The organism is Pseudomonas sp. 37 R 15 (genome assembly GCF_900004865.1).
GTDB classification, from domain to species: domain Bacteria; phylum Pseudomonadota; class Gammaproteobacteria; order Pseudomonadales; family Pseudomonadaceae; genus Aquipseudomonas; species Aquipseudomonas fluorescens_AM.
The window spans coordinates 107,340-127,200 of sequence record NZ_CVTV01000059.1 but is presented as its reverse complement, the minus strand read 5'-3'; the positions used below and the strand labels follow the sequence as shown (position 1 = coordinate 127,200).

The following is a 19,861-nucleotide window of genomic DNA, read 5'->3' as shown; positions in this document are numbered from 1 at the left end:
CGATTCTGCTGCGGGGGGATTACCCGGTCAGGTGCGCAGAATCTGAATCACGCTGGGTACCATCCGGGGTCAGGGGTAGGCTGTTGCAATCAAACATAACGGAATGGATTTCAAAAATATAATGCTATTTGGGCATAAGCTAATATTCTTGAATTTCATTATTTTTAAAAATGTTTATTCATATAAATAATAACTAACCTGCCAATCCCAGCCCGGATACACCTGACACAAAGAGGATCAACTGTGGGAGGGGGCTTGCCCCCTCCCACATTTTCAACCACGTTCCTTCAGTTAGCGGGCTTCAGCAGTTGCATCTGCTGGCGATAATCATCCGTCACCTGCCGCGCCTGGCTGCTGCTGGTGATCACCCGGGGCGTGATCAGCACAATCAATTCGGTGCGGTCCTTGGATTTGCTGGTGTTGCCAAACAACCAGCGCAAGCCGGGGATCTTGCCCAGGTACGGCACGGCACTGACGGAGTCCGCATTGTCCTGCTTGATCAACCCGCCCAGCAGCACCGTCTGCCCACTCTGCACCGCCACCTGCGTCGACACCGACCGTGTGGAGATACGCGGATTATTCGGCGTGTCATTATTCGACGACGCCTGATCCTGCGCATCACTGACCTGCTGCTGAATATCCATATACACCAGACCTCCCGGATTGATCCGCGGCACCACATCCAGAATCACCCCGGTCTGCACATACTCCACACTGCTCAAGGTAGTGTCAGAAGTCCCCGTGTTCACCGTGGTCTGGCTGATGGGAATGTTATCGCCCACCTGAATCTGCGCCGGCTGGTTGTTCATCACCACCAGCGACGGCGCCGACAGCACCTGGGTGCGGCCGTTGGTTTCCAGGGCGTGCAGGGCCACTTGCAGGTTGGAACTGACGAAGGAATAGAACAACGAATCCGCCGCCCCCAGCCCGGCCCCGCCACCGCCCAACGCGCCCTGGCTGCCGGCGGCGTTCGCCACCGTGGTGCTGGTGGAATTGCCGGCCAGGCGACCGAGGTACCACTGCACGCCCAGGTCCAGTTCGCCGGTGAGTTTGACCTCAAGGATGCGCGTCTCGATCTGCACTTGCAGCGGCGGATTGTCGAGGCGTTTGATCGCCGATTCGATCTCCTTCCACTGCACCGGGCGCGTGCGCACCAGCAACTGGTTACTGCTTTTTTGCGCGGTGATGCGCGTACCGGCGTCGAGGCTTTTGGCCGGCGCGTCAGCCGTGCTGCCGTCGTCGGCGCTGTCGGTGTCTTCGCTGGCTTGGGCGTCTTGCTCGTCATCCTCGCGGGTAGGCTGGGTGGTGTTGCCCATGCCGCTGCTGTTGCCGCCCAGCCCGCCAGGCGTGCTGCCGGACGTGCTGTTGGTGCCGGGCGATGACAGGGTCGCGGTGCGCAAACCGGGCGCGACCTTGGCCGGGGCGTCGTCCTTGATTGCGCCGCTGCCGTAGATCTGCCGCAGGTACTTGGCCAGGTCGGTGGCCTTCATGTTGCGCACGTCGTACACATACATCTGCGGCTCGTTACCCCCGCCTTCGTCGATGGTGTGAATCCAGTCACCGACTTCGCTGAGGTACTGTGGCTGCGACGAAATCGCGACCACCGAGTTGGTCCGCTCGATCGGCAAAAAACGCACCATGCCCGCCAACGGCATGCCGCTGTCAGGACCGAACATTTTTTGCAGTTCGGGCATCAGCTCGGCGACGGAGGCGCGTTGCAGGCCGAACACACCCACCGACATGCCCTTGAGCCAGTCCACGTCAAAGGTGTCGATGGTGTCCTGATAGTTGGCCAGCTCTGGCGGGGTACCGGCCAGGCTCAGCACATTGCGCGCCGGGTCAACCAGCAGAAAGGCATTCTCGCGGGCAAACGGCTTGAGCAGTTTCTGCATTTCGGTGGCCGAGATATAACGCAGTGGAAAGAGCCGGGCCGACAGGCCGCTGGACGGTTGCGACACGCGCATCTGCGGCACCAGCTTGCCCGCTACGGCCTGATTGGCCGGCAAAATCACATAGCGGTTGCCCTGCTTGATCATGGCGTTGTCGGTCCACGACAGCAGGGTTTCCAGAATCGACAGCGCCTGCTCCTTGTTCACCGGTTTGGAGGTGGAAAAGCTGACATTGCCCTTCACCCCCTGGGCAATGCTGTAATTCTCATGCAGCAGGTCGCCCATCACGCTGTTGATCACCGCTTCGATCGGCTGGTCGGCGAAGTTGAACACGATGTCGCCGCCCGCCTCTGCCTTGCCAGCCGGCGCTGCTGTTGGTTGGCGCACGAACTGCTGGTTGCCGCGAATCAATTGGCGCTGGGGGGGTGTCTTGGCCTGGGGCTGGCTGCTGTCGACCGAGGCCTGTTCGCTGGCCGGGTCCACGGGCGGGCGTTGCGCGCCGGTGCCCTGCATCGCCTCGTGCAACAAGGCCTCGTCCGGGTCCAGATGCTCGGGGAATGTGCCGCAGCCACCGAGGGAAACGGCGGTGGCCAGGCAAAACACAGTGGTGCGCAAAGCGCCGGGGAATGTATCGATCAAGGGGCGGACTCGTGAGGAAGGGTAATCGGGGGTGTGGTCGACGGCGGCGGCAGGCGCAGGCCTCGCAGGCTCAGGGTCTGCGTGCGGCCGTCGAGTACAAAGCGGGCTTCGCGGGGTGTCAGGTGTTCCAGGCGCCAGCCGTTGGGCAGGGTCTGGTCCTGGTGGACTTTCAGTGGCGGGCCGTCCGCGCGCTTGAGCAGTGCGACGCGCAGGTCGCCGTCCAGCACGATGCCGGTCAGCGTCAGGCTCGACAGGCTGGAGACGGCGGCTTGGCCCACCGCGCGGTCAGGGCTGCGGTCAGGGCTGAACAGCGGCGCCTGCCAGGTGCCGGCAAGGCTCTCCAGGGTTGCGCTCGGGGCCACCAGTGCCTTGGCCGTGGCGTTGGCGCGCGCATCGGGTTCGGGCGCCGGCAACCACTCGGGCGCATCGCCGATGCTGCTGAGGATGCCGACCATCAACAGGCCCAACAGCCCGGCCACGCCGAGCAACAGCCACTCCAGGGGACGCAGTGCGTTGATCATCGGCGCACCTGCGCGGCAGAAGCCGGTTGCAGGTAGCCACGCACCAGCAGGTGCACCACCAGTTGACCGGCGCCACCGCTGGCGGGCGCGTTCGGCCCTCGGCGGATGCTCATCTCATCGACAAACAGAAACGGGCGCTGGTACTCCAGCTCATGCAGGATCGCGGTCAAGGGTTCGATGGCGCAGTTCAGGGTCAGGCTGACTTTGACTTGGCGGTAGGGTTCGCTGTCGTCCTGCTCGGGGGTGATCGGCATGCGCTGCGTGAGGCTGCAGCCGCCACCGAGGCCGGCGCGGCTGTTGATCAGGTCGGCGATGCGTTGCATCAGGTCCGCCGCCACGGCGCTGGGGTCATCGCCTGGCAGCAGGCTGGTGCTGCTGGCCGGGTCCTGGCGGGCCTCCTCGAGTTGCTGGCGCAGGGAGTCGCCCTGGCGCAATACGCCGGCGTAGCGTTGCTGCTGTTCGCGCAACTGCTCGGCCTGCTCGCCCATCTCGCGCAAGGGGCCGGCGAACCAGCTGTCGACCAACAGCCAATACGCGGCGCCGAGTACCAGGGCCAGGCCGATCAGGGCGGCGCCACGACGTTCACGGGGTGTCAGTGGTCGGCGCATCGGCGGCCTCCTGGTGCAGGTGGGCGCGCAAGGAAAATTGATCCTTGCCGGTTTGCGCATCGGGTTGGATCACCCCTTCGAACTGGGCGTTTTCCAGGCTGTGGCAGCCCTTGACCCGGGTGATCAGGGCGCTGGCCTTGGCGCTTTGCCCGGAGAATGAAACGTCGGCGCCGTCGTTGACTTCCAACTGGTCGATCCAGGTGTCGGACGGCAGGCAGGCGGTCAGCTCGTTGAGCAGCCCGGCCAGCGGCGGCTGTGCGGTCTTGCGGCGGATCAGGTACTGCGCGGCGCCACGGGTATTGAGCAGTTGCTGGCGCAGGGCCTGGATCTGGGCGACCTGGGTTTTTTGCGCACGCACGCTTTGCTGCATGCTGTCGAGCACGCGCTGGCGGTCGTTGAGCCACAGCAGCATGGCGGCAATCAGCAAGGCGCCGCACAGCCACGGCAGGCTGCGTTGCAGGCCTTTGCCCGCCGGGCGCTGGCGTGGGCGCAGCGGTACCGGCAGCAGGTCGATGCCCATCGGGACGCCCGCCGCGTCCGCCACATCCACCGCGTGTGGCTGCAAGCCGAGGGCGGCGCACTCCGTGAGGATCTGGTCGAGGCGCTCGCGCAGGATCGCCACCAGCGTCACGTGCACGTGGGTTGGAGTGCGCCGCTCCTGGCGCGCGACGAAGTACAACTGCGCCGCATCGAACGGGGTAAAACGGTCCAGTTCATACCCCACCACCGTCGCCAGGTTGCGCGCCGCCGCCGGGGGCAGTTGCAAGGCTTGCACCAGCACCGCCGAGGGCGCCAGCAACAGCACCTGGCGCGCGTCGCCGGCCACGGGGGACACAGGCGCGGTCAGCGGCCATGGGTACACATGCTCGGGGATGTCCTGCAGCGACAGCCACGCCGGCAGGCAGCCACGCAACTCCTTGAGCCACAGCCGCCAGCCCATTTGCAGCAGGCTGCCGCGCCAGCGCTGGGTGATGGGCTCCGTCAGCAGCTGCAGCCGTGCGGATAAGTGTTCGTTCATTCTTGCCAACGTAAGACTCGATAAGGTTGTGCGCTGCCTTGCGCGGGGCTCAATAACACGGTGGCCTGCAACTGGGCGTGGTGGCCGCCGGGGCGTTGCGCGCGACTGTCGATCACCAGCACTTCACCAGGGTCGGCGCCCACCGCACTCAGGTGCGGCAGGTTCAAGGCGCGGCGCATCAGCGCGCTGGCGAAGGCCGGATCGGGCCGGTCCAGGCCACTCCACAAGCTGATCTCGGGGACCAGCGCGCTGTACAGCGCCTGGGTCATGCCCGGCAACTGCCGCACTTCTTCTATGACCCTGAACGGCGCCAGGCCCTGGTTGCGTCGTACCTCCAGGTCCTTGGCGAGCTGGCTGGCCTGGGCCTGGGTCGCGCCGCAGGCCAGGGCCAGCCGCGCGAAATCGCCGACTTCGGCGCTGTTCAAGTACAACTTGCCGCGCTCACTGCGCAGGCTGACGTGCAGCTGCGCATCGTCGAACACCAACGGGATTTCACGCCCATCGGCGATCCACTGTTTGCGCTGCAACGGGTCGGCCAGGCCCTGTATCGCCAGCGCCACGCCCGCTTCGGCGGCCAGCACGGCCTGGGTGTGCTGGCGGTGCCACACCGCCTGGCGGGTTTCCAGTTGCACCCAGCCGGCCAGGCCGCCGAGCAACAGGCTGAGCAACGCCAGCACCCACAGCACCAGCAGCAGCGCGACACCGCGCTGATGCCGGATCATTCAGGGCCCCCACCCGACAGGTTCAACCGCAGCGCGACCACCTGGGTGACCCAAGGCACCGGCCCGTTGACGCGCGCCGCAATCCGCACCGCCGAGGGCAAACGCTTGGTCCACGGCCACTCGCTGATCCAGCCGGTGGCCTGGCCCTTGGGCGACACGCCGCGATAGCTGAACTGCAGATCTTCGACACCTTTCAATAACACCTGTGGCTCACTGCGCGACGCCGGTACGCTGACCTGCGCTGGAGACTCAAACCGCGCGAACGCCACCTGCAAATCGCGCTGCGCCTCGGCGCCGGTCAACTGCAGCGTGAAGCGCTGAATCCCGCCACCGAGCACGCCCGGCAGAGTCGCGACAAACTGCATGCGCTGCGGGCTGCCGGCGAAAAACCCGTCGGTCTGGCTGTCGTCCTCGGTCACGTCCAAGGGCAGCGCCTCGCTGATCGCAGTGCGCAAAAACTGCTGCGCAGCCCGCATTTCATCCAGGCTGACCGTATAGCGCTGCGCCTTGAGCACCGCGCGATTGGCCCCCAGCAGCGCGCCACCGACCAGGGTCAGTAATACGCCGAGCAGGCTCAGCACGATCATGATTTCGAGCAGGGTAAAGCCCTGCTGACGGCGCTTCACAAACCGGCCCCTGCCGCACGCAGTTTCAAGGTGCTGAAACTGGCGTGGCGCGGCCCTTCGCTGACCGTCAGGTCGAGACGAAACACGTGCGGCTGGCCGATCCGGGTCGGCTGTTGGGCGATGCGCAGTTGCCAGGCGATGCCGTCCAGATCGCCGTGGCGCACGCCATTGGCCAGGGGGCCTGCTGCTTCCTGGTCCATCACGCTGACGGCAGCATGGCTCAGGCGGTCGCTGTGGGCGACTTGCAACAGCGCGCGCGCGCTCTGGCCGAAGGCGACCAGCAGCACCGTGCTGCAGATCGCCATCAGCGTCAGCGCGGCGAGCATTTCCAGCAGGGTGAACCCGGCTTGCCGCTTCATGGCAGCGCCCTGGACTGCACGCTGCCGGTCAGCCAGCCAATATCGATGCGCCAGCGCCGGCTGCCATTGGCCAACAACAGGTTGCCGCCGGTGGAACTGCCGTCGGGGTAGAACTCCACCGCCGAGCCCGCGTGTTCGGCCGTGTGCAAGGTGACTTGCAGGTCGGCCGGCCAGTGTTTTTTCGGTCGGCCAGGGGCCTGGAAGCTGAGGCTGCGCAAGTCGAACAACGTGCTTTGCGCGGTGCCGCTGACAATCGCCCGCGCCCGCGTGCTGCGCAACGCCTCGACCATCTGCCCGACCGCCTGGCGCTCCTTGGCGGCGCGCAGGCCTTGTTGCAGGCCAAAACCCACCAAGCCGGCCGCGATGCTGATCAAGACGATCACCACCAGCATCTCCAGCAAGGTAAAACCACGTTGGGCGTTGGCCATGTGCAGTCTTTATTCCCAGTTGCCCAGGTCGGCGCTGTAGCCTTCGCCACCGGGCTGGCCGTCCTGACCGTAGAAAATCAGGTCGAACGCGCCGTGCTCGCCGGGGAAGCGATAGCCGAAGGCATGGCCGAACGGGTCCTTGAGGTCCGACGGCTTGGCATACGGGCCGGCCCAGCCGGCGGTGTTGCCCGGCTTGTCGACCAGTTGCTGCAGGGACTTGGGCGGCGAGCCGACATCCAGCCCGTAGCTTTCGATTTTCATGCTCAGGCTCGCCAGTTGCGCCTTGCCCGCGCCGTACTTGCCCTTGTCGACATTGCCGCCGACCTGGCGTACCACGATGGTCGCGACGATGCCCAGCAGCACGATCACGGCGAGCATTTCCAGCAGGGTAAAACCGCCCTGGCGGCGGGCAGACTTGAATCGGGTATGGCGCATCGGCTTGCTTCCTTGAGGGTTCATATATTGCTGGTCAGGCTCATCAGCGGCAGCATGATCGCGAGCATGATCACCGCCACCAGCACCGCCATGACCACGGTCAGCGACGGCACCAGCGCGGCGAGCAGGCGGTCGATGCCGCGCTTGGCTTCAACGTCGAACACATCGGCGACCTTGAGCAGCATGCTGTCGAGTTCGCCGGCCTGTTCGCCGACTTCAATCATTTGCAGCGCCAGGTCGGGCAGCAGCGGCTGCGCGCCAAAGGCACTGGCGAGGGTGCCGCCGCCCTTGACGGATTCGGCGGCCTGGGCGACTTGCGCTTGCAGCGCGCGGTTGGTGCACACCTGCCGGGCGATCACCAGCGCCTGCAGCAGCGCCACGCCGTTACTCAGCAGGGTGCCGAGGGTGCGCGTCAACCGCGCCGCTTCGACCCGTTGCAGCAGCGGGCCGATCACCCGAATGCCGAGCACGCGGCGGTCATAACGTTCACGGCGCTGTGGGTCACGCAGGCGTGCGGCCAGTGTCCAGATCATCACAATCAACCCGGCCAACACTGCCAGGCCGTAGGCCCCGAGAAACTGGCCGAGCCCGAGAATCACTTCAGTGATCAGCGGAATGGGCACACCGAGGTCTTTGAAAATGGGTACAAACTGCGGCACCACATAGGCCAGCAGCAGCGCCAGCGAACCCAGTACGCCGACCACCAGAAAAGCCGGGTAGATCAGCGCGTTGATCACCTCGCCCCGCAGTAATTGGCTGCGCTCCAGGTAGTCACTGAGCTGGCGCAGGGTGTTTTCCAGGGCGCCGCCCGCCTCGCCCGCGCGCACCATGCTCAGGTACAGCGGCGAGAACGTGCTGCCCTCTTCCTCCAGCGCTTTGGATAACGGCTGGCCGGCTTTGACCTGTTCGCGGATACGCTCGATGAGGGCGCGGGTCTGCGGCTGGCCAGGTTGCTTGAGCAGGATGCCCAGCGAGCGCTCCAGCGGCTGGCCGGCGCCTAACAGGGTGGCCAGTTGCTGGGTGAAACTGACCAGCGCCGCGCCGCTCAACTGACCACGGCCAAGGGCATTGAGCAGCCCTTGGGCACCGGCGACGTCAACCTGCAACACCAGCAGCCCGCGCTTGTGCAAGAGGGCGACGGCGGCGTCGAGGTCCTTAGCGTCGAGCGTGCCGTTTTGCGCAGCGCCCTGGCTGTCGAGCGCGCGGTATTTGAACAGGCTCACGTGCCCTCCCCGCGGGTCACGCGAAGCACTTCTTCCAGCGAGGTCACGCCGGCAACGGCCTGGCGCAGGCCTTCTTCATGCAAAGTGCGCAAGCCGCCACGGCGGGCGGCGGCTTCGAGGGTGGCGGCGTCGGCCTGGCGCATCAGCAGGCCGCGCAGTTCTTCATTCATCACCAGCAATTCGGTGATTGCGCTGCGACCGTGGTAACCACCGCCCGGCGCATTGGCACCCGGGCGATAGAGCATGATCGGTCGCGCATCGGTAAAGCTGTCCAGGCCATGCTCGGCGATCAGTTCGGGCGGTGCTTCAAAAGCTTCGCGAGTGGCAGGGTCGAGGCGGCGCACCAGGCGCTGGGCCAGGATGCCGTTGACGGTCGAGGCAATCAGGTAGCTCTCGACCCCCATGTCAAGCAGCCGCGTGATACTCGCCGCCGCGCTGTTGGTGTGCAAAGTAGAAAGCACCAAATGCCCGGTCAGCGACGATTGAATAGCGATGCGGCAGGTTTCCAGGTCGCGGATTTCGCCGATCATGATCACGTCCGGGTCCTGACGCACGATGGAGCGCAGCGCGCCGGCAAAATCCAGGCCGATGGCCGGCTTGACCTGAATCTGGTTGATGCCTTCCAGTTGATATTCCACCGGGTCTTCAACCGTGATGATCTTGCGCTCGGCGGTGTTGAGCCGTGACAGCGCGGTGTACAGCGTGGTGGTCTTGCCCGAGCCGGTCGGGCCGGTCACCAGCAGAATGCCGTGGGGCCGCTCCAGCACTTCAAGGAAGGTTTCCAGGCGCTGTCCGTCGAAGCCCAGGCTCTGGAAATCGAACTGAACGGTCTGCCGGTCAAGCAGACGCATGACCACCGATTCGCCAAAACTAGTGGGCACGGTAGACACCCGAAGGTCGAGCTCCTTGCCCTGGATGCGCAGCATGATCCGGCCGTCCTGGGGCAGACGCCGTTCGGCGATGTCCAGGCGCGCCATGATTTTCACCCGCGAAATCACCGCGGCGGATGAGCTCGACGGTGGCGCCTCGGCCTCGTGCAGCACGCCGTCGATGCGGTAGCGCACCTTGAGCTGGTTTTCGAAGGGTTCGATATGGATGTCCGAGGCGCGATGTTCCACCGCGCGCTGCAGGATCAGGTTGACCAGGCGAATCACCGGCGCCTCGGAGGCCATGTCCTTGAGGTGTTCGATGTCTTCCAGCGCACCGCTCTGCTCGTCGAGGTTTTCGATCAGCGTGCCCATGGCCGAGCGCCCCTGGCCGTAGTAGCGCTCGATCAGGGTTTCGACCTCGTTGCGCGGGCCGACCGCCAGCCACACGGGCACGCCGCAGGCATAGGCCATGGCCTGGAACGGGTAGACCCGCGACGGGTTGGCTGCCAGCACGCGCAGACCACCTTGGCTCCAGCCCACGGGCACCACCTGGTAGTGGCGCATAAAGCGCTCGGTCAGGTTCGGTAAAGGGTCAAGCAAGGGTGGCGCGGCGTCGGCCAGCAGCAGCGGCGCGCCGAGCAGGTCGGCCCAGGCGCGGGCCAGTTCGACTTCGGAGACCAACCCCAGGCGGGTCAGCAGGCCAAGTAATTCAGTGTCGGCGCCCTCTTGGGACAGGCGACGGGCGCGCTCCAGGTCCACCGTTTTCAACCCGGCCTGTTGCATCAGCCACGCGCAGACCTGTTCGGTATCCGGGACGTGCATCTGGCAGGCATCGATGGGCGTTGAGGGACTTGGCATAAGCAGCTATCTGAGGGGCAATGTTCTACAGAACTGCAGGAACCCTTGTGGGAGGGGGCTCGCCCCCGATAGCAGTGGACCAGTTGGCGCATGTGCTGGCTGATACACCGCTATCGGGGGCAAGCCCCCTCCCACAGGGGACCGCGTTTCCAGGTTAGTTCGAGGTCTTCGGCGCGGCCTGGCTGCTGCTCAGCGGTCGGCCGCCCTTGGTGGTTTCGGCTTTCTGTTTTTTCGCCGCCTTGGCGTCGTGGGTCTGGGTCAGCACGGTGGAATCGGTAGCACCCGACGTCGCATCGGCGTCGGTTGATTCAGCGGCCATGGCCGCGCCACTCAGTGCAACGCCGAGCACGAGGCCGGCACCCATCAGGGACATTTTCATAAACATTCTCCAGTTCAAAAACAGCGGACAGCTCAAGTGGCGCCTTGAATTCGATCAAGACCCTACACCAAAGCGTTGTGAATGACAGCTTGTATAAAACATGGCCTTTTAGAACTACCGGGCAACGCCACTAGTTCGCCATGCCGCCATAAATTTTATTAAACCAATCGACTGGTAGGTTTAACCTTAGTTCCAAAACGTAATGAAATATTTCTTATTTCACGCAAAAATTAGCTTTTGTTTGACTTATAACCGCAAGAATTGCCTTAATTATGCAGTTTTAGCGGTTCAAAACGCCATCGCGTGATGCCACTTAGACACTACCCATAACAACAATCACTACAATTATTAAACTTTTAATACTGCAAAAACTGCCAAGTAGTTGCAATTAGCCATTGGTTAAAAATTGCGATCAAGGCGGACTATTGCCCGTGAAAAAGTGACGAGCGCGCTGTGTGAAGCGCGCGTTTTGGCGCCCTATTTTCAATAAACAGTTGTCGGAGAAACCCATGAACAAACGCAAATTGATCGGTGCGCAGTCGGCATTTGCCCTGCTGGCACTGGCCGTGTCCCAGGTGCATGCGGCCACCAGCCCGGCCCTGGACGAGGGCCGGGTGAGCCGCGCAGAAAAGGCCGCGGACAAAACCCTGGCGAAGATGACCATGGAAGAAAAACTCGCCTACATCGGCGGCACTGGCGGTTGGGACGTCAAGCCGCTGATCCAGTACGGCGTCCCGCAGATCCACGGCGCCGACGGCGGTGTCGGCGTGCGCTACACCAGTGAAGGCAACGCGCAGGGCGTGGTATACCCGTCCGGGCCGAACCTGGCAGCCAGCTGGAACCCGCGTCGCGCCATCGACCTGGGCCGCGCCCTGGGCTACGACACCGCCAGCGGCGGATATCAGTTCGTCACCGGCCCCGGCGTCAACCTGTACCGCATGCCGTACAGCGGCCGTGCGTTCGAGTATTTGTCGGGTGAAGACCCCTTCCTCGGCGCCAGCCTGGGACCGGCAGTGATCAACGGGATTCAGTCGCGCGGGGTGTGGGCCAACGCCAAGCATTTCGCCGCCAATGACCAGGAAAGCAACCGCTTCCACCTCAACGAAACCATCAGCGAGCGCGTGCTGCGCGAGATGACCCTGCCGCCTTTCGAGTCCGCCTCCAAGAACAGCAAAGTCGCGATGATGATGTGTGCATTCCAGAAGGTGAACGGCGAGTTCGCGTGCCAGAACAAGCACCTGATGCGCGACATCCTGAAAACCGAATGGGGCTATCCGGGCTTCGTCCAGAGTGACTACAACGCCGTGGTCGACGGCTTGCCGGCAGCACAGGCCGGTACTGACCTGGACATGATGGGCTACCAGATGAACAGCACCGTCCTCAAGCCGTACCTGGACAGTGGTGAGCTGAGCAGCGCGACCATCGATGACAAGGTTCGCCGCATCCTCAAGCAGATCTACCTGTACACGTTCGACAGCAAAGCCCCGCTGACCAGCCACAACATGAACAGCGCCACCAGCAACCGCACGGCGCTCAATGCCGCGCGCGAAGGCATCGTGCTGCTGAAAAACCAGAACAGCCTGCTGCCGCTGGACGCCAAGAAGGTCAAGCGCATTGCCGTGGTCGGCACCCTGGCCAAGTACGCGCCGCCTACCGGTTTCGGCAGCGCCAATGTGATGGCCGCCAACTACATCAGCGAGCTGAGCGGCTTACAGCAACTGGCGCCAGGCGCCAAGGTCGAGTTCATCGACGGGCTGTCGCTGGACCCGGCCACCTCCAGCTGGACCCATGCCGACAGCAATGGCACTAGCGTCAAAGGCCTGAAGACCGAGTTCTTCAGCAACACCAACTGGTCCGGTGACCCGGCTGCCACCCGCACTGACAGCCACATCAACCTCGACTGGTCCACCGACAGCCTGCCGGTGAATGGCGATACCGCCGCCACGTCGATTCGCTACAGCGGCCAGATCACCCCGACCGTCAGCGGCGAACAGGTGTTCAAGATCCGCGCCGACGGTGCGGTACGCCTGTACGTCAACGGCAAGAAAGTCCTCGACAACGGCGACGGCAAGCCGCTGCCGAACAACAGCATTCCGCCGACCATCCCGGTGTTCGCCAAGGTCAATCTTGAAGCGGGCAAACCGGTCGACATCAAGCTCGAATACTCGCGCCGCAACGGCTACCTCTCCACCATGGGCGGCCTGGTCGGCGTGCAGATGAGCTGGGCCTCGCTGGTTGCGCCACAGGACCTGGCCCAGTACGACGCCGTACTGGTGGCAGCCGGCAACAGCAATGAATACGAGGGCGAAGGCTTCGACCACAGCTTCGACCTGCCGGAATACCAGAACCTGCTGATCCAGAGCATCGCCAAGGTCAACCCGAACACCGTGGTCACCCTGCACGGCGGCACCGGCTTGAAGATGAGCGACTGGATCGACCAGGTGCCGGCCGCACTGCACGCGTTCTACCCTGGGCAGAACGGCGGCCAGGCCCTGGCAGAGATCCTGCTGGGCAAGGTCAACCCGTCGGCCAAGCTGCCGATCAGTATCGAACGCAATATCGAAGACAACCCGATCTATGCGACTTTCCCCAAGTTCGACAATCAGGAAACCCTGAGCGAGATGAGCTACAAGGACGACCTGTTCCTGGGCTATCGCGGCTACGAGAAGAAGGGCATCAAGCCGCTGTATCCGTTCGGTTATGGCTTGTCGTACACCACCTTCGGCTACAGCAACATCAGCGTCAGCCCTGGCGTCGCAGTGGCCGGTGCGCCGATCAAGGTGTCGTTCGATCTGACCAACACCGGCAAGGTCGCAGGCGCCGAAGTGGCCGAGCTGTACGTGGGCCAGAACAACCCGAAAGTCGAACGCGCGATCAAGGAGCTCAAGGGCTACAAGAAAGTGTTCCTCAAGCCTGGCCAGAGCAAGCGCGTGACCATCGAGCTCAACGACCGCTCGCTGGCCTACTACGATGTGGCCGGCAAGCAGTGGGTGGTGGATGCCGACAGCTTCAACCTGTCGGTGGGCGCTTCGTCCCAGGACATCCGCCTGAACGCCAAGCTGGTCAACCCGTTCCGCCAGGAACTGTCGACCACCACCAGCAACCCGCTGCCGCGTTCGGCGCTTAATTCGACGTTGCGTGAATCGACGGTGAAGACCGGCGGCGTGCTGCATCAAAATGAAGGGGATAGCGGCACCAGCGACGGTGATGGCTATGACATGAGCGATGACAGCAGCCAGGGCAGTGCTGCGGGCAACTGATCCCTGTGGGAGGGTGCCTTGCTCCCGATAGCGGTTGTCCAGTCGACACTTGTATCGACTGAATCACTGCTATCGGGCACCTAGGTATCTACACAGGTATCTACACAGGTATCTACACAACACTGCAGCGCCCCCCCTAACCACGATGCGCAGCGAGCCGCTCTTGACCTTGATCTTGATCTTGATCTTGATCTGCTTTTGATCTTAGGCGCCCCGTTAAACCACGCTGGCCGAACGCAGGCTTGAATCCGTGGGTAACCCGGCAGGACGCCGGGTTAGCCGCCCCGCGCCATGGATGGCGCGTGGCGGCGGCCCACGGATTCAAGCCTGCGTTCGGGCACACCGAGCCTGGGCGAGGTGCCGAGTGGTGGGGCAAGAGCCTTTTTGGTTACTTTTGGGGCTCTTTTCCAAAAGTGACCCGCTGTAAAAGCGGAACCGATAGCAGCCGTGACCGCATGAACGGATATGTACTCGGTCTGATCCAACATCCTGGTCGGCCCATTTTAGGCCGCCATCGGGGGCAAGCCCCCTCCCACATTTGGATTGTGGAGCATCAGTAAGATAGTCATAAGCTAACAACGGGGGGCAAGTCGAATCGTCGCACAGCCCCTCCCACATTTGGATTGTGTTCGACTCAGGCTCTAATGGCCGCTTCGACCCGCGCAATGTACGCATCGAACCGCGCCACCAGGTCCACCTGCTCCGGAAAGCGCAGCCACTGGATCTGCAGGCCATCCATCATGGCCAGGATCTCTTCCACCAGCCCGGCGATGTCGACATCGCTGCGCACCTCCCCCGCCGCCACCAAGTCGGCGAACTGCCCCTGCAAACGTCGCTGGATCCCTGCATAGCGCTCCTGGAACCAGCCCCACGCCGGTTGCGTATCAAGCAGGCTTTCCGCATTCAAAATGGTAAACGCGCGCACCACGCCAGGCGCGGTGGCATTCGAACGGTTGATCGCGCGCAGGCTGCCAAGCAACCCGCTCAACGACTTCTCGGCGCGTACTTCATCGGCAATCCGTTGGTTGACTTCGTCGCGGCGTTGCAGCACGCCCATCAACAACGAGATCTTGCTGGGAAAGTGATGCAGCAGGCCAGCCACGGAAATACCGACAATCGCCGCCACCTGGGCCACGGAGGCGCCGCTGTAGCCCTCCAGGGAGAACACCTGCAAGGCCGCGTCCAGCAGCTCTTCGCGGCGTTTTTCTCCCTTGGGTGCACGGCGGGTTTTAGGGGCGGGTTCGGTCATGGGAACATCCTTGTGGGCAGGCCTGCACCGTATCCAAATTGCCCCTGGGCCGCAAATAAAGCTCAGGCGCTTTCGCGTTTGATCAAGCGGCAGTCCAACAGCTTCAAGCGCTGTACCTCAACCACCACCGGCAGTCCGCCACGGCTTTCCAGCACCCGCGTGGCCGCCAGCACACCGATTTCCAACGCCGGCGGCTTGATGGTGCTCAGGCTCGGCAACAGCATTTCGGCAAACGGGTAATCGCCGAAACCGAGTACCGCGCAGTCCTGGGGGATCTTCAACCCGGCACGCTGCCCCGCCAGCAAGCCACCGGCGGCCAGGTTGTCATTGGCGAAGAAGATCGCGTCGGGCGGTGTGGCATGGCTCATCAGGCTTTCCATCGCCTGCTTGCCCGCATCAAAAGGCGCGCGATCGGCGTCGGGGGCAAGCCCCCTCCCACAGGTTGATGGGTGTTTACAGCCCTCAGAAATCGACAGTGGCCGACAACAGGTAGGTACGCGGGGTCGACAGGGTCAATCCCGGCTCACTGTCATCCGACGCACCGGCCGAACTCCAGTAGCGCTTGTCGGCGACGTTCTCCACATTGGCCCGCAGGGTGATGTGCTTGTCATCGACCTTGAACGCGTAACGCGCACCCACGTCGATGCGGTTCCAGGCGTCGATCTGTTTGACGTTGGACTGGTCCAGGTACTGTGAGCTCGAGTAAATGCCGCGACTGGTCAGGGTCAGGCCTTCCAGCGTCGGCACGTCCCATTCGGCGCCCAGGTTCACGTTGTATTTGGGTGTGGCGGGCGCGCGATTGCCGTCGAACGTACCGTTGGTGGTGTGGGTCAGTTCGCTGTCGATGTACATCACCCCGCCGAGCAGGCGCAAGCCCTTCAGTGGTTCGCCGAACACGCTCAATTCCATCCCATTGTTCTGGCGCTTGCCGTTGGGGCCGAACACCCGCGAGGTGGCGTTGGTCTCATACGCCGGTTGCCTGATACGGAACACCGCGGCGGTCACGGCAAACGCCCCAGCGTCGTATTTGGCGCCCGCTTCGATCTGGCGGCTGATAAAGGGCGGGAAGATTTCGTCCTCGTTGATCGAGGTGGACGGTGCAACCTTGCCCTGGCTCAGACCTTCCATATAGTTGGCGTACAACGACAGTTTGTCGGTGGCCTTGAACAGCACGCCGCCCGAGAGCGAGATCTTTTCTTCATCGTAGGCGGTGGCGCCTTTGACGTTGTCGGTCCAGTCATCCACCTTCACCCGCTGCCAGCGCGCGCCAAGGGTCAACAGCAAACGGTCGTCGAAAAAGCCCAGGGTGTCGGACAAGGCCACGCCGCTGAATGTATTTTCGGTATAGACCTTGGAATCAAAGCGTGTCGGCCGCGAGGGCACCGGGGTCTGGACCGGGTTATAGAGATTGCTCGGCGCCGCCGCATACCGCGCCCCGCCGTTTTCAAAGTCCATGTAGAAGTAGCTGGCCGCCAGGTTGATTTCATGACTGACCGGCCCGCTGTGGAACCAGCTGCGCACGCCGGCAGTGGCGGTGCGCACGTTTTCATCGCGGGTAAAATCACGCGGCAGCACGCTGAAATCCCCGGCGTTGTTGGTGACCGAAACCGCGTGGCGCAGGAAGTCATGGTTACTCTTGCGCGCGCCTACCCCGCCGTACAGCATCACACTGTCGCTGAGATCGAACTCGCCGTTGACCGTGCCAAAGGTGTCGTTGGTACTGGCCTTGCTCCAGGACTGCGCGTAGTTGCGTCGCACATCATTGGCGCTCGGCACCTTGGCATTGGCGCCGACCTGCACGCGCTCCTGGGGCGCATCGGTGTCCCGCTCGGTACGCCCGATATCGGTGGAAAGACGCAGGCGCTCGCCGCGAAAGTCCAGGCCGAGCACCGCCATTTCGCGGTCAACCGACTGATGATCCCACGCCGTATCCCCGGCCTGTTTCACCCCGTTGAAACGGATACCGAATTTGTTGTCCTCGCCAAACCGACGCCCGATATCCACCGCGCCACCGGCCTGGCTGTCGGACGCCCAACTGCCGGTGAATGAATTGATGTCCTTGTCGGTAGCACGCTTGGGCACCACGTTGATCCCGCCGCCGACACTGCCGCGAGGGGAGATGCCATTGATCAACTGCGTCGGGCCCTTGAGGATATCGACGCGGTCGGCCATTTCCATGTCGATGGTGTAAGTCGGCAACACACCGTACAAGCCGTTATAGGCCACATCGCTGTTGAACAGGCTGAACCCACGGATGGTGAACTGCTCATAACGCCCGCCGGCCGGGTTGGTGGCACGCACCGAAGGGTCGCTGGCGATCAGATCGCCGAGGGTGCGCGCCTGCTGGTTCTTCACCGCATCCGCGGTGTAGGTGGTCATGCTGAACGGCGTTTCCATGAAGTCCCGCGAGCCCAGCAGCCCTTGCGAACCGCGACGCGCCACCTGACCACCGGCATACGTGTCGCCGTCGGCCAGCCCTGTGGTGCCCACAATCGACGTCGGCGCCAATTGCAGGCTCGCGCCCTCCGGCACCGCCACTAACACATACGCCTGCTCCCCCATCGGTTGCAGTTGCAGACCGGAGCCTTGCAGCAACCGTGCGAAGCCCTCCTCCACGGCATAATCGCCGGACAAGCCACCGCTGCTACGACCGCTGACCAACGCCGGATCGACCGACAGGTTGACCCCCGCCAGCCCGGCGAAACGCGTCAGCGCCGCGCTCAAGCTGCCGGCGGGTACCTGGTAACTGCGACGGGCGGCGGCGTCTTCGGCGTAACTGAGCGGGATGAACAGCGGGCTGGTGCTGAGGCTGAGCATCAGGCTCAGTTTCAGTAAGGGACGCAAGGACATGGCGGGGACTGCGGGCATGGGAAGGCTCTCGATTTTATTCACTGCCTGGAATGACAGGCGAGGTGAAAAAAAGGGACAGCCTGCTGTTGGATAATTATTCCTGGGCGCGATTAGAGACCCACCCGGGTATCGCAGTAGCCTCCATCGGCCTTGCGATCAGATATCCCTGAACCTCATGACACCCCCACCCACGGACAAGCTCATACGTTTGCAGGTTCTCAACACCCTCAGCCACCACGCGGTACCCCAACGAGTTGGCAAGTTTGATAATTGTGCGTACCAGACACTGACTCCTGGACTGCTGAACCAGGTTTTCAATCAGTGAACGATCTAATTTAACGACACTGGCGGGCAGCCGTTGCAGGTGGGACCAGTTGCTATAGCCCGTTCCGAAGTCATCAATGGCAATCTCGATACCCAACGCACGCAGCTGATTGAGATGGCGCAGGACGCTTTCGAAATCACCTATGCGGGCGCTTTCAGTCAACTCCACTTCAAGTAACCGAGGATCGAAATCAGCCTGTCGAACCCTACGCACCAGAGCGTTTATGAATATCGAAGACTCGATGTCCTGCACAGTGACATTGATCGACACCTTGAAATTCAAGCCCTTGCGCTGCCACTGAGCCGCCTGGTCGATCGTGTTTCGCAAGACCCACAGACTGATCTGCTCCATTAACGCTGTTTTTTCCGCCAGCGGGATGAACTCTGAAGGTCCGATGGCCCCCAGAAGCGGGTGCTCCCAGCGCAGTAGCGCCTCAACCGACGTGCATGTTCCAGTACCTATATCAATACGAGGCTGGTAGACCATTCTGAATTGTTCATCGCCGGCTATAGCCGTTGCCAGCGAGCTCAAGATAATAAAAGTGCGCTGCTGTGTGGCGTCCAGTTTATCCTCGTAGTAACCCCAGCCAACCATTCGATCTCGGGCATCATCCGCGGCGCTGATCGCCAGACGCAGACATTCATGCGGCGACTCACCTGAACCCTCAAGTTTCAACAAGCCCACGCCGACGGTCATCTGCAAAGGAATGTCGTGGCACAGTACCGGCGTGATGTAGTCATTGATAACCGCTTTGCTGACAGCTTCTCCAATGGGGCAAGGCACAATAAGGCCGAACCGTGTAGGACTGATTTTGTAAAGCCGGGATTCGGGTGGAACAATCCTTAACAAGCGCTCCTTGATAGCCAGCATCAAGTCCAAAGAAAACTCATAGCCCAACGTCTTGACTATCTCGTTCAAAAAGTCGGGAGAAATCACATCAATCACGACGAGACTACAGACTTGCAGGCGATTCTGAGCATTGCCGATGTCGCTCTCAAGCCGAGCGCGGTTGTATAAGCCTGTGGCAGGGTCAACATAGCTTTCTGATCTGAGCGCAATGATTCGACTCATCACCAGTCCAGCCAGATGCCTCAGCATTGAGGCATCTTGTTCGCTCATCATTGGCCTGGTGACGGTATCAATCACGCACAGAGCGCCAAGACCCAAACCGTCGTCAGTGGTCAGCGGCGCGCCCGCGTAATACCGGATACCTGGAAGCCCGGTGACCAGGGGATTGTCCTGGAAACGCGGATCAAGCATCGCGTCCGGCACCTCGAGAAACTCATGGGAGTACAAGGTATAAGCACAGAAAGATTCGCGGCGGGGCGTTTCATTGATGCTTACGCCGACCTTGGCGCGGAACCACTGCTGGTGTTCATCCACAATTGAAATGAGCACAATGGGTGCTCGGAAGTATTCAGCACAGAGCGCAACGATTTGATCAAACGTATCATCGCGCTGATCGTCGAGCAGACATAGCTCACGGATTCGCAGAAGACGACGTTGCTCAAGGGTTGACAGATCTTCGGCGTGTTCCATCAAACTCTCAACGAAGGTAATGAGATAAAGGACGATTCTTCGACGTCGCGGGCAGAGGCTTCGA

General features: G+C 62.4%; 16 protein-coding genes and 1 pseudogene. 1 reads left to right on the top strand and 16 read right to left on the bottom strand.

Annotated features, from left to right (window positions below; translation table 11 throughout):
- Positions 1-287 precede the first annotated feature (287 nt).
- The 12 genes from gspD to BFQ04_RS24215 all read right to left on the bottom strand — a co-directional run bounded on the left by gspD (position 288) and on the right by BFQ04_RS24215 (position 10,574).
- Complete coding sequence (gene gspD, locus BFQ04_RS24270) at positions 288-2,528, bottom strand: type II secretion system secretin GspD (RefSeq protein WP_065952965.1); 2,241 nt, start codon at positions 2,526-2,528, stop codon at positions 288-290.
- Positions 2,525-3,049 carry a general secretion pathway protein GspN gene (locus BFQ04_RS24265; RefSeq protein WP_065952964.1) on the bottom strand — a complete coding sequence of 175 codons (525 nt, stop codon included), beginning with the start codon at positions 3,047-3,049 and terminating at the stop codon, positions 2,525-2,527. Before BFQ04_RS24265 ends, gspD begins: the two co-directional genes overlap by 4 nt.
- Positions 3,046-3,657: a type II secretion system protein GspM gene (gspM, locus tag BFQ04_RS24260; protein ID WP_057721904.1), complete on the bottom strand. Its 612-nt coding sequence runs from the start codon at positions 3,655-3,657 to the stop codon at positions 3,046-3,048. The genes BFQ04_RS24265 and gspM overlap by 4 nt, the downstream gene beginning before the upstream one ends.
- Entirely contained in the window at positions 3,632-4,675 is a 1,044-nt protein-coding gene (locus BFQ04_RS24255) for a PilN domain-containing protein (protein WP_065952963.1), read from the bottom strand. Before BFQ04_RS24255 ends, gspM begins: the two co-directional genes overlap by 26 nt.
- Positions 4,672-5,397 (bottom strand): general secretion pathway protein GspK, encoded by a 726-nt coding sequence (locus tag BFQ04_RS24250; RefSeq protein ID WP_065952962.1) that lies wholly within the window; start codon positions 5,395-5,397, stop codon positions 4,672-4,674. Before BFQ04_RS24250 ends, BFQ04_RS24255 begins: the two co-directional genes overlap by 4 nt.
- A complete protein-coding gene (locus BFQ04_RS24245) occupies positions 5,394-6,023 on the bottom strand; it encodes a prepilin-type N-terminal cleavage/methylation domain-containing protein (RefSeq protein WP_065952961.1) in 630 nt (209 codons plus the stop codon). The genes BFQ04_RS24250 and BFQ04_RS24245 overlap by 4 nt, the downstream gene beginning before the upstream one ends.
- Positions 6,020-6,382 (bottom strand): type II secretion system protein, encoded by a 363-nt coding sequence (locus tag BFQ04_RS24240; RefSeq protein WP_065952960.1) that lies wholly within the window; start codon positions 6,380-6,382, stop codon positions 6,020-6,022. Before BFQ04_RS24240 ends, BFQ04_RS24245 begins: the two co-directional genes overlap by 4 nt.
- Positions 6,379-6,810, bottom strand: a complete 432-nt coding sequence (locus BFQ04_RS24235) for a type II secretion system protein (protein WP_065952959.1) — start codon at positions 6,808-6,810, stop codon at positions 6,379-6,381. The genes BFQ04_RS24240 and BFQ04_RS24235 overlap by 4 nt, the downstream gene beginning before the upstream one ends.
- Before the next feature lie 9 nt (positions 6,811-6,819).
- Positions 6,820-7,245, bottom strand: coding sequence for a type II secretion system major pseudopilin GspG (gene gspG, locus BFQ04_RS24230; protein ID WP_065952958.1), 426 nt, complete (start codon positions 7,243-7,245; stop codon positions 6,820-6,822).
- A 20-nt stretch (positions 7,246-7,265) separates the two neighbouring features.
- Positions 7,266-8,468 carry a type II secretion system inner membrane protein GspF gene (gene gspF / locus BFQ04_RS24225; protein WP_065952957.1) on the bottom strand — a complete coding sequence of 401 codons (1,203 nt, stop codon included), beginning with the start codon at positions 8,466-8,468 and terminating at the stop codon, positions 7,266-7,268.
- Positions 8,465-10,195: a type II secretion system ATPase GspE gene (gspE, locus tag BFQ04_RS24220; protein ID WP_083218062.1), complete on the bottom strand. Its 1,731-nt coding sequence runs from the start codon at positions 10,193-10,195 to the stop codon at positions 8,465-8,467. Before gspE ends, gspF begins: the two co-directional genes overlap by 4 nt.
- Positions 10,196-10,349: 154 nt before the next feature.
- Entirely contained in the window at positions 10,350-10,574 is a 225-nt protein-coding gene (locus tag BFQ04_RS24215; RefSeq protein ID WP_065952955.1) for a hypothetical protein, read from the bottom strand.
- A 509-nt stretch (positions 10,575-11,083) separates the two neighbouring features.
- On the opposite strand from BFQ04_RS24215, the gene BFQ04_RS24210 reads away from it, so the two are divergent.
- The gene (locus tag BFQ04_RS24210; RefSeq protein WP_065952954.1) at positions 11,084-13,834 is read left to right on the top strand and encodes a beta-glucosidase; all 2,751 of its coding nucleotides are present in this window, start codon (positions 11,084-11,086) and stop codon (positions 13,832-13,834) included.
- A 634-nt stretch (positions 13,835-14,468) separates the two neighbouring features.
- On the opposite strand, the gene BFQ04_RS24205 is transcribed toward BFQ04_RS24210, so the two are convergent.
- From BFQ04_RS24205 to BFQ04_RS24190, 4 genes and pseudogenes are all read right to left on the bottom strand, one after another.
- On the bottom strand, positions 14,469-15,083 hold the full coding sequence (locus BFQ04_RS24205; protein ID WP_065887195.1) for a TetR/AcrR family transcriptional regulator: 615 nt from the start codon (positions 15,081-15,083) through the stop codon (positions 14,469-14,471).
- A 62-nt stretch (positions 15,084-15,145) separates the two neighbouring features.
- Positions 15,146-15,508: pseudogene (locus BFQ04_RS24200) on the bottom strand (substrate-binding domain-containing protein); the annotation flags it as partial.
- 37 nt (positions 15,509-15,545) lie between these two features.
- Positions 15,546-17,951 (bottom strand): TonB-dependent receptor, encoded by a 2,406-nt coding sequence (locus BFQ04_RS24195; protein ID WP_065952953.1) that lies wholly within the window; start codon positions 17,949-17,951, stop codon positions 15,546-15,548.
- 76 nt (positions 17,952-18,027) lie between these two features.
- Complete coding sequence (locus tag BFQ04_RS24190) at positions 18,028-19,797, bottom strand: putative bifunctional diguanylate cyclase/phosphodiesterase (protein ID WP_065952952.1); 1,770 nt, start codon at positions 19,795-19,797, stop codon at positions 18,028-18,030.
- Between the last annotated feature and the right edge of the window lie 64 nt (positions 19,798-19,861).

Bases quoted from the DNA above. Each gene is read 5' to 3' on its own strand.
- BFQ04_RS24190 (WP_065952952.1), bottom strand. From the start codon at position 19,797: ATGGAACACGCCGAAGATCTGTCAACCCTTGAGCAACGTCGTCTTCTG.
- BFQ04_RS24205 (WP_065887195.1), bottom strand. From the start codon at position 15,083: ATGACCGAACCCGCCCCTAAAACCCGCCGTGCACCCAAGGGAGAAAAA.
- BFQ04_RS24235 (WP_065952959.1), bottom strand. From the start codon at position 6,810: ATGGCCAACGCCCAACGTGGTTTTACCTTGCTGGAGATGCTGGTGGTG.
- gspM (WP_057721904.1), bottom strand. From the start codon at position 3,657: ATGCGCCGACCACTGACACCCCGTGAACGTCGTGGCGCCGCCCTGATC.
- BFQ04_RS24210 (WP_065952954.1), top strand. From the start codon at position 11,084: ATGAACAAACGCAAATTGATCGGTGCGCAGTCGGCATTTGCCCTGCTG.
- BFQ04_RS24265 (WP_065952964.1), bottom strand. From the start codon at position 3,049: ATGATCAACGCACTGCGTCCCCTGGAGTGGCTGTTGCTCGGCGTGGCC.
- BFQ04_RS24255 (WP_065952963.1), bottom strand. From the start codon at position 4,675: ATGAACGAACACTTATCCGCACGGCTGCAGCTGCTGACGGAGCCCATC.
- gspE (WP_083218062.1), bottom strand. From the start codon at position 10,195: ATGCCAAGTCCCTCAACGCCCATCGATGCCTGCCAGATGCACGTCCCG.
- gspG (WP_065952958.1), bottom strand. From the start codon at position 7,245: ATGCGCCATACCCGATTCAAGTCTGCCCGCCGCCAGGGCGGTTTTACC.
- BFQ04_RS24195 (WP_065952953.1), bottom strand. From the start codon at position 17,951: ATGCCCGCAGTCCCCGCCATGTCCTTGCGTCCCTTACTGAAACTGAGC.
- BFQ04_RS24250 (WP_065952962.1), bottom strand. From the start codon at position 5,397: ATGATCCGGCATCAGCGCGGTGTCGCGCTGCTGCTGGTGCTGTGGGTG.
- BFQ04_RS24215 (WP_065952955.1), bottom strand. From the start codon at position 10,574: ATGAAAATGTCCCTGATGGGTGCCGGCCTCGTGCTCGGCGTTGCACTG.
- BFQ04_RS24240 (WP_065952960.1), bottom strand. From the start codon at position 6,382: ATGAAGCGGCAAGCCGGGTTCACCCTGCTGGAAATGCTCGCCGCGCTG.